This window comes from Kothea flammea (assembly GCF_052161645.1).
GTDB lineage: Bacteria > Planctomycetota > Planctomycetia > Pirellulales > Pirellulaceae > Laterigemmans.
Map to the genome: position 1 here is coordinate 5272344 of NZ_CP197414.1, position 12490 is coordinate 5284833.

A 12490-nucleotide genomic window follows, 5' to 3' on the forward strand; every position below is an offset into this window, starting at 1 on the left:
GCGGTTCTCGCTTGGACTTTATTTCCCGATGCAGAAACGGGAAAAGATTGAGTCCAAGATGTCGTCGGTATAAACGGCTCCGGTGACGCGTCCGATGGCGTCGATGGCCAACCGCATCTCGGCGGCCACCAGTTCATGCCCGCCGCTGGCCCGCACGACTTCAGCCGCCGCCTGCAATCCGGCAGCGGCAGCTTGCAAACTTTCGCGGCAACGAGCCGCCGTGGCTGCCACCGTCCCCTCTTGGGTCGCCAAACTAAACTCAGCGACGATTGCATCGAACAACTCCTCGATACCTTCGTTCGCCAGTGAACTGATAACCAACCAGCCGTTCGCTTGCAGCGCGGCCCGCTGGTCTGGCTCAAGTAAATCGGATTGGGTGGCAACCGCCAACTGCGGAACCTGCCTAGTCGATTTCAGAAACTGCTGCAATTTACTCTGCGCGGTCGCCAGCGTTTGCTCCGCCGAGCCTACTGCTGAGGAACCAACTTGACACCACAGCCGCACATCGGCTTGCGCCACGATCGCGCGGCCCAGCGATTGAGCTTGCTGGGAAATCGTCCCAGCCTGATCCTGTTTTAACGCCAACGGCCCACTGTCGGAGATCCGCTCAATGCCGGCCGTATCGACAACTCGTAGCGCTTGACCTTGATGCTGCAGCCGAACTTCGACGGGATCGCGAGTTGTACCGGCGGCGGCCGAAACCAACGCCGATTCGGCTCCCGAAAGTCGGTTCAACAAACAACTTTTCCCCGCGTTGGCTGGCCCCCACAAGGCGATCAAGGGCAACTCACCGCCGCGTCTCTGCGAATGCATTCGCGTCACCGTGCCGTGAATCGTTTCCGCGATCGCCGCCAAGCGGGTCGCCAATTGCGCGTCGCTAATAAATTCGATGTCCTCGTCGACAAAATCAAGTCCCGCTTCTAGATCGGCAAGCAAGTTAATCAGCTCGCTGCGAAGTTGATCCAGCGGCGAGGAGATGCCGCCGGTCAACTGATCAAGTGCGGCGTCCAGGCCGGCATCATCTTCCGCGTCGATAACCCCTAAGACCGCCTCGGCTTGCAACAGATCGAGCCGCCCGGCCAGGAACGCGCGGAGGGTAAACTCGCCCGGCTGGGCCAACCGGGCCCCCCGGCTACAGAGCCGCTCGAGCGTTTGCTGCAACAGCGGGGCGGCTCCGAGTAGATGCAATTCGGCGGCCGGTTGCCCCGTGTAGCTGCGGTTGTCAGGCCAAAGCAGCAAAGTCGCGGCGATGCGGCCCAGCGGCCACCCCAGGTCGAGTTGGGTGTCGATCACTTTGGCGTGCGATTTTTCCTCCGCAAGCTGGGGAGCGAGCGTCGTGGGGGGCAAGATTCGCCGCAGCAACTCGGCCGTTCCCGGGCCGCTGATCCGTACCACCCCGCGGGGAGCGGCTCCCGGCGGCGAAGCAATCGCGCAAATTGTGTCATTGCTATCGAACATGTCTGTCAGTCATTTTGTTGGTAATGCTGTCGATTTCAGCCTCTTGCCGAACAACCGACCTTGTGATTTTATCAAGCAGCGCTAACAATCAGAGGTGCCGGCGACGGAAAAGCTGCGGAAAAGAAAATCAGTGTTTTCCGGTTTTCGCCGCCCCCAAATTTCCACGCAGTCAAGGATGACCCCCGTGAACGGCTTGAACGATGAAAATCCGTTTGCCATCCTGCCCCGCCGCCCCAAACCGTGGCGAGCGATCGGGCGTTCTTTGGGGCTGTTGCTGTGTTGTTGCTTGGCAGTCTACGGGTTACACATCGCCAGTCGTGGATGGCTGCTCAGCCGTTTGGCTCACAACTTGGACCAACACGCTCCCGCGGTGCAGCGAGAGCGTTTGGCGATGTTGGCCGAGTTCGGTGTCGACGGGCTGCCGGTTTTAGTTAACTGCTTGGCGGCCGATGATCGCCGTTTGGCCGAGCAAGCGTACGCGGAAATTCAACGCATGCGAGGCCGTTGGGAAACCGGCACATCGCTGAATCCGACCGCCGCCAATCAAGCTTTAGTGGCCTCGATCGCAGAGGCAGTGCCCGATTTACCCCCCGACCGCCGCAGTTGGTTGGTCGATTTGCTGAACGCCACGCTGGTCAGCACGGTCGACTCGGAAATGCCCCGGGATGCCGAGACCTATCGCCGGGCACAGCGTCTCTTGGCCGTGCTCGCCCCGACCGGCTCAGATGCAGCTCAGTCGGCGCTTGCCAGTCGAAGTCAAGCACTGGATGCAAGCGACGAGTTGCAAAACGATGCCTCAGAAAACGACGCTCGGCCGCGCCTGGCTACCGTCGGCGATGTCAGCGGTTTGCCGCGACGTTTACAACCGCTACCCACCCGCTTTCTCGGCACGCTGGCCTCGGACGCTAACCGAGCTTCCGCCGACCCGGATGACGAGACGCTGGGGCGTTTTCCCACCGACCCGCCAACGATCAACGAGTCGGCCGAGCGATCGAGTTTTGCTGACGAAGCGAGAGGAGCTGAAGGGCCTGGCGACATTGGCGGAAATTTTGACGATGGCACCACCGACAGCTCGCAGCCAACCGCCGCGTTGCTCTCAGTGCCGACGGACGTGATCGCCCTGACCGCGGCGGCACGGGAAGCGATTGGCGACAATCCCTTATCTGCCTTCGATACTCGTTCGGTGATTTATTCGATCAATAGCGTACGTCCTAATTTACGCGCCGCGGCTGAACGCGAATTACGTTCACGGGGCTTCACCGCTGGTGATTTGGCGCTGGCAGCCCAGTTGGTTTCCCCTGACGCCAGCGTGCGGCTGAGCATGATCAGCGAATTGCCGCGACGAGCTGATGTCGACCCCCGCCAATGGTTACTATGGCTAGCTGCTGACACGGAACGCGACGTGCGATTGGAGGCGATCTCGATCTTGGGCACGATGGATGATCCCGCGGTCAAGCAAGCTCTCCGCGAGCTACTGAAAGAGGAACGCGACACGACCGTCGCCAGCCGCTTGCGCCGGGTGTTGGGGCTCCGCTAAGTCTCCTTTCGCTCCGCCGACAGTATCTCAAAACAAAAAATATCGAGGACGTACTTTCGGCGGAGCGAGGAGCGACTACGACGCACACGCTCCTCGCACGACGCAAACCGCACAACCTCCGGAGCTGCCGCAGCCTCCTTCGCCAGTGCCACATGTTGGACCGCAACCCTCGGCCAACAGTTTGGCAAACTGCTTTAACCTGGCACGCTGTTCGTAAACGTCAGCCAACTCGTCAACAACCTCCTGCAACGCCTCGTCGACTTCGCCGAGAAAATGAAAGATCAATGTGCGACCATCGAACAAGTGCTCGACGTCCAACAACACAACCGATAATCCACGCCGCGCAATTTCAGCTTGGCAGTCTTGCACTGCGCGACGCTTGTGACGCTCCAGCCGTTGGTCGAGCAACGCGTCTTCGCTAGTGAAGGGACGCACGATCCGCAGACTGTGCTGGCCGCTGGGGGCGTAATCTGCCCCAGTGGCATTTTGCTCAGAGAGGATTGGTCCGGCGATCCGGCCGATCTCTAGGCCCCGCGGGGTGCGGCAGATCACTCGGCTTCCCCGCGGCAATTGCGGCTCGCTATCCCATGCGCATGACAATACATCTCCCATGGGGCCGACGTGAACGAAATAGCTGGAGATCATTAAGTTCGCTTTGCTGGGCTAAAGGTCGCTTGGCTGAATCATCGGCTGAGTCAGCCGCCGGGCTTTTCGACTGGAGGTATTATAGACGCTGCCGGCGGCGACCGAGAGCCGCATGCGACTACTTGCGTTGTCGCCGGATGACGATCACGATGATGGGATTCAAGTGGCTTTAACTGGACCTTTTCGATACTTTTCGGCGGGAAAACGCACGTGACGGACTTGATGCAAGTGGCACAGCAATGGGATGCTCTGGCAGATAAATCACTGGAAACCGGCACAATTTCCCGCGCCGAAGCGTTGACGGTACTGCAAGCTGGTGACGAACAGCTGCTCAGTTTGCTGGCAGCCGCTTACCGAGTTCGCCACGCCCATTTTGGCAACACGGTCCAGCTCTATTTCCTGATGAACGCCAAAAGTGGACTTTGTCCCGAAGATTGTGGCTACTGCAGCCAATCCAAGATCGCCACAGCCCCCGTTCCTAAGTATACAATTTTACAGCGAGACAAGTTGCTTGACGCCGCTCGAGTGGCCAAAGAGCGGGGGGCGAAAACCTATTGCCTGGTCATCTCGGCACGCGGTCCCAACGAGCGGGAGATGAAAGCGGTCGAGACCATCGTGCCTGAGATTAAGGAAAAATATGGGCTCGACATTTGCGCCTGTTTGGGCATCCTCAGCGATGATCAAGCCCAACGGTTGAAAGCTTGCGGCGTGAATCGCGTCAACCACAACTTGAATACCAGTGAAAACTACTATGAGTCGATCTGTTCGACGCACGGATATGAGGACCGTATTAGCACGCTGCAAGCGGTCCGGGATGCCGGCTTGGAGCTGTGCAGCGGCGGGATCATTGGCATGGGCGAAGCCGATGAGGATGTCGTCGATATGGCGTTCGCGCTGCATGATTTGAAAGTCGAATCGATCCCGCTGAACTTTCTCAATTCGATCGACGGCACACCCCTGCAAGGCACTTCCCAGCTGACGCCGCAGTATTGTCTCAAAGCGTTGGCCATGTTTCGCTTGGTCAATCCAACTCGCGAACTTAGGATCTCGGGAGGCCGTGAAATCCACCTCCGCGGCTTGCAACCATTGGGGCTGTATCCTGCCAATTCGCTGTTCGTAGGCGACTATTTAACGACCGCCGGCCAAGCCCCCGAGGAAGACTATCAAATGATCCGCGATCTAGGATTTGAGGTCACCGGCGGCGTGCCACCAACCGCGTAATTGCGGATGGACAGGGACGAGAACTTTGTGTTCGGGCTATTCGGCTAGCCCGTGTTTCGGCTGCTCACCTGGCTTCACTAAGAATCAGGCGTGATTTGGGCGCGGCTCTTACGAATCAGCGTTAAGGCTATTGAACATCCCCACCCGCTCCAAGTCTTTCAGCAAGTCTCGCGGCGTCCGGTAGCGATCCTCAGGCCGTTTAGCCAATAGTTGCATAACAATATCTTGAAACTTGTCAGCGATCGAAAGCTGGAACTCCTTGGGAGGTGTAGGCTGGACGTTTCTTACTTGTTGAATCAATTGTGGTAATGAATTGCTTTCAAACGGCGGTCTTCCCGTCAGCAATGCGTAGAGGGTCGCTCCCAGACCGTAAAGGTCAGAACGATGATCGGCCGCCGCCCCATCACGCGTCCGCTCAGGTGACATATATGGGATATCCCCGATCAGTTGCCCCGGTTGAGTCACCTGCTTGGCCAGCGTTCCCTCAAGAGCTTTGGCCAGTACCAAGTCACCCAACAAACACACCTTGTCCGACTCGCGTCGCAGGATGTTCGCGGGTGTGACGTTGCGATGAATGATATTATTTTCAGCGGCCTCATTTAGCGCTCTCGCGATGTGAACAGCGACACGCCACACGGCCCGCCAATCAAGCATACCTTCGATTCCGATCCGATCGATCACGCTGGTCATGCTCTCACCGTCTATATATTCCATGGCTGCCCAGCAAAAAGGACCCTTTTTGCCGGCGTTATGGAGTCGTACAATGTTTGGATGCTTGATCGGCAGCATCGCCATCATGGCACGCACGAACCGCTCCTTTTGTTCATCACTGTTAGCCAGATCAGGAGCCAGGACTTTCACGGCGACAGGTCGCTCAAGATTCACATCAGTACCGCGAAATACCATGCCTGAATTGCCGAGCGTAATTATGGATTCGAGCCGATAATCGCCGAATGTCTCTCCGATCAAATCCTTTAATTGCCTGGCCTTGGGTTTCGGCTTTGGCCGGCCGAATGCGGTTCCGCCTGTGATTGTTGCCTCATTTTGTATCCCGTCAAGCACATAACGAAACTCACTATCGCCAACGCGAAATGTCTCACCTGATTTAAGTTCATGCTCAGCAATCTGCATCTGGCCAACAAATGTGCCACCGGTACTCCCCGCGTCGGATAACTTCGTCTTTCCGCCATCAACCGTAACTCGACAATGAACTCGTGACATTCGCGGGTCATTGATCTGTGTATTACTGGCTTGTCCTCGACCAATGGTCAGGGTTTCACCATCTACCAGCGGAAAGGACCTTCCTTTATCGGGTCCACTGATCACAATTAATTGATACTGCATAAAACGACTCTATTCGCACTGTTAGGGAAATCGAACACAGTTTGTCACTTAAGAAACAAGGGTGAAAGCCACGACGCTGACTTTAGTTCTTCATTACTTTCTCCGGTGATTTTGAAGTGCACATAATGCCAGGTTTCAAGACCGGGCGGGGAGGTGACGAAGGTAGTTAGATGCATCCGAGATTGCTCACTATGCGGTTGTGGAACTCGGTCAATTGCGGAGACGCCCGGGTGGTCGCATCATATGGTGCACCCCGTAGCTTTTAACAAATTCCTGGGTCGATTGTTCAGTTCCGTAGGAAGTAACCCTTCCTCCTTTTGAAACAATGTTTGCCGCTGATTTCCGCGATTGAGGTTATGGTAAATCAGCCCAGCTTGGTCGTCACGTTGTTGCCTGGGCATCAAACCCTCTGTTGGTGGATATTTCAATCACAGTCGATAGCCTACCACTGGGAATGAGCAGAAACTATCCCCGCCACCTTTTCCTCCCCGGATTCACCGGATTGGGCCCCTATAAAAAACTCTATCAGCAAGCTTGGCACCGCAAGGCGATCGCCCGACTCTGGGGAAAAAGATGGAAAGCTATAACTTACAATCTCCAAAGGGCTGAGGGTTCAACAGTACCATTCGGGTCTCACCCTTTGAAGGCGACTGGTGACTCATTGGGATTTGCTGCCTCGTCGGAGAGCGGCAGACCTGAATTCGGATAGCTGCTTACTCGTCGCGATCAGAACCCCAGTATTTTCGTATTAGGTCGATTTTTCGTTCTACCGTTCGCTTTGAGACTTCAAGTTCTCGGGCTAATTCCGAGTTGGTAACTCCCCGCATCTTATCCGCCGCAATCCTGCGCAGAATTGGATCGGGCAAGCGGGTGAGCAGTCGACTGTATTGCTCTTCCATCTCCGCGATCAAACTTGGCGAAGGTGAATTATCCAACAGAGTAGACCAGGTCCCGGGACCGGCCAAAAACACAGAATCACCGCGCACCTTGCCCCCGCCGCGTTTCAGTCGGTTTTCCTTGCGAACATGGTCAATGATATCGTGACGCGTCCAAGACAGCAGCAAGTGCCACAAGTCGGCGCGGTTATCAATATCTGGTAGCTGCCCTTTTTCCGCTCGATCGCACAACGCGGCCATCACGCCACATGCAATGTCTTCTTCATCGCTTACTCTGCGATTCGCATGCTGCATTTGGGACCTCGCGTAGACCACCAAGCGTTCGAAGAAGCGATGCCACAATTTCTCAGCAGCCACGGAGTCGCCAAGTCGAAGCTGCTCGAAACACACGGTTATGGAAGCGGGAGATTTAGTCATTGGATTGTTGATGCCAGATTGGAATAGGCCAACCGCCGGAATCCGCCGCATCGATTACGAAACCCCATTCGCCCACCCCTTGCGTAACCTTCATCAAGAGTCGGTGTTCCCCAGCGTTTAGCGCGATCTCAAACTTTTGTCTGCCTTGCTCAATTCCGACGACTCCCAAGTTCTCATGTGCTGGTGTTCCGTCAATCCAAAGCCGGTGTAAATCGTCCGCGCCAAGTCGAAATGTAACCACCTGATCCTCGGGCAATTGAATGATCGTTCCCGCATAAGCTACGGCATCTTCTTTCGTTTCGAATACCTTCGTGAAGTCTAGTTGAGTTTGCGCGAACAGCTTCACTAACGACGCCTCTTTCACATTCCCATAATCTTGCAGCAAGTTTGGTTCTGCTTCGAACTGTTGATTCAAGATGGCCGGATGATTCGCTTCGCTCGCAATTTTAATGGGTCCCCATACTGTCCACGACTGCGTAGAATTCATCCACTGGCGGAGTTTTTTCTCTCGGGGCATCCAATTTTCGGGCTCTTCGGTTCCTCGTGCTCGTTTGAGAACTTGGTCGACTACGAATTGCCTCCAAGGATCAACGGTTGGTTCGCTGGAGCTATTTTGTTGACGCTGTCTGGTTTGGCACAAGGCGTTGATCTGATTGATCGTCACGCGCCACCCCTCTGCAGATGCCTTTTCGCCAGGAATCACGTAGTCCGCCACCTCGATCGATGCATCCAAGGAGAGGACGGATTCCGCATAGAGCTTTAGTACCCATCGGCTCGAATACGGGAAAAATCGAATGTGTTCCAGCATGCGATCAGCGGCCACTTTTGCCTGGCCTAACTCAAATGCGCCGAGCGCGCTCCAGTAGAGATAGGCCGAATAAAGTCCCTGTTCCTTGATGTTAAATTCAGCGGGCTCACCTGAACGCGAAAGTACCTCAAACGACTCTTCAAACTGCCTCAATGCCCTCTCATTATATTTTCTTTCGTGGAGTGCCATCGCAAAATCAAAATGGGCTTGTGCGAGATCGAGTCTACTCACCCTATCATCTGGATTCATTTCAACAATTTTCCTTGCCGCCTTAATCGCACCTCGCTTTTCAGCCACGGAATATTTACTCGACGTCTCTGTTGCATAAGTCTGAAAAGCAAATAGTGAATAGAATCCGAGCCACAATACGGTAGCTAATGATTTGAGATACCATGGCCATTGCCTCAGCACGGAGGTGATCGCTAGTAGTGCGAACAGCACGCACAACAATGGTGGGATCCAGTTCAGAATCAAGCCCGCGCCGGCAATGAAGTGTATCCAGACCTCCGAAAACACCAGCAATCCGATGGCGTTCAATGCTAGAGCAAAACATAGGTAGCTCGTCAATCCAGAGATCCACCTACGTTGTCGAACCAGCGGGCCGGCAACTCGGGTTCCCACCGCACCTGTGACTCCCAATAGTGTTAAGCAAAATAAAGAGCCAAACCAAATTCCACCAGTTAGAATCCAACTTTGGTCGATCGAGATCTTATCTGACAGCAAGGCGGCTTGGTTATATCGTGTCAGCCCCTTGAGGTCTGGGTAGCGTTTCAATAAGTTCTCCAACGGTACGGAACTCCCTGGCGAACCGGCCAGCTCAAACAGCAACTGCAAATCGTCGAGACTTGTTTGCGAATCGATCAACGGAGCTCCCGCACCACATATAAAGGCAATTAATCCGGCCAACAGCCCTACTGCTAAGCCGACACTCCAGTCCGCAGTTGTATTCTTTGTTTGCACCAGCCTTGCCGTCGCCCATCCCAGACTGGTCATGATCAAAAAGAGCATGGGAAGCGCAAAATCATCGATCCAATGAATCAATCGAAAGGGAATCGTTGGACGATGTACCGGTGGAAAATTCGCGTAGACCGTGTCCCAATTGGAAGAGCGGTCTCCATAAGCCATGAGCCAAATCCCCACGCCAACACAGACACCCACTAGCAAAGCGATAATTGGGACCCAAAGCACGTTACCGAAATTGGCTCCCAGCCACATCCTTGCCACCTCAACGATCGATGGCGCACGTACCATGAGTGGCTCGCCCTTGGCAAACGCGCGTAAGTCATTGGCTATTTCCGCAGTGCTCGTGTAGCGTTTATTGGGATCCTTTTCTAAGCACTTCAGTGCGATAAGCTCCAAGTCTGGCGGAACGGATGGATCGTAATTTCGCAGCCGTTCAGGTTCGTCATTGATCACGCTCATCAGCGTATCAAGCACGGACTCTTTGGCGTGCGGTGGACGTCCGCAAAGAAGTTCGTAAAGAATCGCACCGATCGAATAAATGTCTGTCGCTGTGGTTACTCCCTTTCCCGATGCCTGCTCTGGCGACATAAACCCAGGCGTGCCAACCACCGCGCCGGTTTGCGTCACGCCACGGTCTGATTCTAATTTGCGTGCCAAGCCGAAGTCGGTCACCAGTGGCTGCTGATCGGTATCGATCAAGACGTTCCCGGGCTTCAAGTCGCGGTGCAGAATTCCCCGTTGATGGGCATGGTGAATTGCGTCCGCAATCTTCGCAACTAATTCGACGATTTGGTTGTAATTGCCGCGCAGGTCCGGTGAAAAATCGGTCAGCGTGCATCCCTCAATCAACTTCATCGTGAAGTAATGTTGTCCGTTGTGATCTCCAATGTCATAGATTGGGACGATGTTTGGATGGTCGAGATTGGCCGCCGCTTCGGCCTCCAATCGGAATCGACGCACCTCGTTGTCGTCGGCAAGTTGACCGGACAGGATCATTTTCAGTGCTATTGTGCGGCTGAGGCTGATTTGCTTGGCCTTGTAAACAACGCCCATGCCACCACGCGCAATTTCGTCGATCAACTCGTAGTCGCCAAAATAATGAATCCGCTCACCGATTGCTGTGGCCGCATTTTCAGATGCTGCCAGAGTCGCCATTTCCGATGATGGGGTATCTTGCGCAGCTTTGTTTAGACGGCCGATATGCCGGAATGCATCCGCGACGGCTCGCTGCAGCTCCGATGGTAAATCGTACTCTTCGATACTGGGAGAATCGCCACGATTGATTCGGTAGTCGAGCTCAAGCAGAATCAACTCGGTCGCCAGCCGCCGTCGGTGCTCTTGAGTTTGGGTATCGGGCAACTGGTCAACAAAGTTTATTAACTCCGGGGACTCGCCGTCACGAAGCGCTTTTTCAAAGGCATCGCAAATGCTGTCGATCTGTGTCTCAATCGCAAAATTGTTTGGAGAGGAGTCGTTCACGGCGATTTCATACTTTTGAGTTGAGTATTTAAGCCCTACGGTAGGTAGCGCCGGACTGCGTGCTAAAACGACATCGAAATCCGGTTATCCGCATTTTTTTACCAAAGGTGCTCGTGGATGATGAACAATTGTTCCAATCGCATCCCTATTGATAGCCGACTCAAGCCTCGTCAGCCGCGAGGTCGAAAATAGTAAGTCTGTAACGGTTGATGTATAAACACTTTGTATAATTTTTGCGCCGCAGTCATGTAGCCTCTCATATCCATTGAAAAAGAACCAGACTCTGACTCCTCGGTACAACATTCGACCGGCTCACGATTTGCCATGGAGGGGATGATGACGTCACAATGCCGCCTCGGACCCCGGGAGTTCGAAGCTGTCACACCTCCCTCGGGTGACGAAGCGACACTAGCACCGGAAGCGTTCGCGGGCGAGGCCAACGTTGGTGATCGCATCCGCTATTTCGGCTATTATCAACTCTTGGAAGAAATCGCTCGCGGCGGAATGGGCGTGGTCTTTCGGGCGCGGCAGGTGAATCTCAATCGTGTGGTAGCGCTAAAGATCATCTTGGCTGGGCAATTCGCTGGTCAACAAGATGTGCAGCGATTTTACACCGAGTCAGAGGCGGCTGCTCAGTTGGACCATCCGGGCATCGTGCCGATCTTTGGAATCGGCGAGCATCAAGGCCAGCACTACTTCTCGATGGGTTTGATCGAGGGACAAAGCTTGGCGGACAAGGTAAAGGATGGCCCTCTTCCGGCCCGTGAAGCTGCTGAATTGGTCAAATAGATCTGCGAAGCCATGGCTTATGCCCATCCGCGTGGCGTGATCCACCGCGATCTGAAACCTGCCAATATCCTGATCGATACAAACGGTCGGCCCAAGGTTACCGACTTTGGCTTGGCGAAGAAAACCGAGGCGGACAGGCACAGGACAAATTCTCGGTACACCGGCGTACATGCCGCCTGAGCAAGCCTCCGGCAAAACCGATGAAGTTGGTGTTTCGGCCGATGTCTATGCGCTCGGCGCGATTCTGTATTGCCTGCTCACCGGTCGGCCGCCGTTCCAAGCGGCCAATCCAATGGACACGCTGCTGCAAGTCTTAGAAAAGGAACCAGTCGCGCCTCGGACGTTGAACTCAATGATTGATCGAGATTTGGAAACGATATTTGCCTGAAGTGTCTCGAGAAACACGCGGCGCGGCGGTAGCTAACAGCAGCCGAGCTGGGAGACGAACTGAATCGTTACCTTCAACATGAACCAATTCGCGCGCGACCCGTCGGAAGCGGCGAACGAACCTGGCGGTGGTGCAAAAGGAACCCGGGAATTGCGGCGCTTAGCGCGGTTTTGGTGTTACCAGTTACGGGAGCCACCGTTGGCTCAATTCTGGTTGCTTATCGAGAAGAGAGGCTTGCCGAGAGCGAGTTCGAAGCACGCCGAATGGCCGAAGACGCGCAGCGTGAAGCCGAGAAGCAAGAGCGCGCCGCCGTACAGTCTCGCGACGAGGCGAATCGATTGTTATGGGTCCATTGCAAACACTCAAGCATCAATCCAGGCACCAAAAGGAGATCGCAGGCCCGCCGAAAAACGATGGAAAGCCATAACTCACAGCCTCTAATGGACTTGCGGTTCAACAGTACCATTCCCCCCCGTCACCTTTTCATACTCCAGTGGTTGGGCATCAAAGTATATCAAAATAATTTGACCGATTACCTCTCCAGG

7 protein-coding genes and 1 pseudogene are annotated in these 12490 nt (G+C 54.8%); 3 read left to right on the forward strand and 5 right to left on the reverse strand.

Going from position 1 to position 12490, the window contains the following annotated elements:
- Nucleotides 1–18: 18 nt before the first annotated feature.
- A complete protein-coding gene (locus SH139x_RS19710; protein WP_488351479.1) occupies nt 19–1458 on the reverse strand; it encodes a tRNA modification GTPase in 1440 nt (479 codons plus the stop codon).
- Nucleotides 1459–1642: 184 nt separating this feature from the next.
- Here SH139x_RS19710 and SH139x_RS19715 point away from each other — a divergent pair, with 184 nt between their 5' ends.
- On the forward strand, nt 1643–2995 hold the full coding sequence (locus SH139x_RS19715; protein ID WP_488351480.1) for a HEAT repeat domain-containing protein: 1353 nt from the start codon (nt 1643–1645) through the stop codon (nt 2993–2995).
- A 75-nt stretch (nt 2996–3070) separates the two neighbouring features.
- Here the strand turns inward: SH139x_RS19715 and SH139x_RS19720 are convergent, their stop codons facing one another.
- Nucleotides 3071–3640: a PSP1 C-terminal domain-containing protein gene (locus SH139x_RS19720; RefSeq protein ID WP_488351481.1), complete on the reverse strand. Its 570-nt coding sequence runs from the start codon at nt 3638–3640 to the stop codon at nt 3071–3073.
- 222 nt (nt 3641–3862) lie between these two features.
- On the opposite strand from SH139x_RS19720, the gene bioB reads away from it, so the two are divergent.
- Entirely contained in the window at nt 3863–4861 is a 999-nt protein-coding gene (gene bioB / locus SH139x_RS19725) for a biotin synthase BioB (RefSeq protein ID WP_488356052.1), read from the forward strand.
- A 108-nt stretch (nt 4862–4969) separates the two neighbouring features.
- On the opposite strand, the gene SH139x_RS19730 is transcribed toward bioB, so the two are convergent.
- The 3 genes from SH139x_RS19730 to SH139x_RS19740 form a co-directional block, all read right to left on the reverse strand.
- The gene (locus tag SH139x_RS19730; protein WP_488351482.1) at nt 4970–6205 is read right to left on the reverse strand and encodes a protein kinase domain-containing protein; all 1236 of its coding nucleotides are present in this window, start codon (nt 6203–6205) and stop codon (nt 4970–4972) included.
- A gap of 713 nt (nt 6206–6918) precedes the next feature.
- Entirely contained in the window at nt 6919–7518 is a 600-nt protein-coding gene (locus tag SH139x_RS19735) for an ECF-type sigma factor (RefSeq protein WP_488351483.1), read from the reverse strand.
- On the reverse strand, nt 7511–10768 hold the full coding sequence (locus SH139x_RS19740) for a serine/threonine-protein kinase (RefSeq protein ID WP_488351484.1): 3258 nt from the start codon (nt 10766–10768) through the stop codon (nt 7511–7513). The genes SH139x_RS19735 and SH139x_RS19740 overlap by 8 nt, the downstream gene beginning before the upstream one ends.
- A gap of 336 nt (nt 10769–11104) precedes the next feature.
- Between SH139x_RS19740 and SH139x_RS19745 the strand changes: the two are divergent.
- A pseudogene (locus SH139x_RS19745) lies at nt 11105–11945 on the forward strand (serine/threonine-protein kinase).
- The last annotated feature ends 545 nt before the right edge of the window (nt 11946–12490 follow it).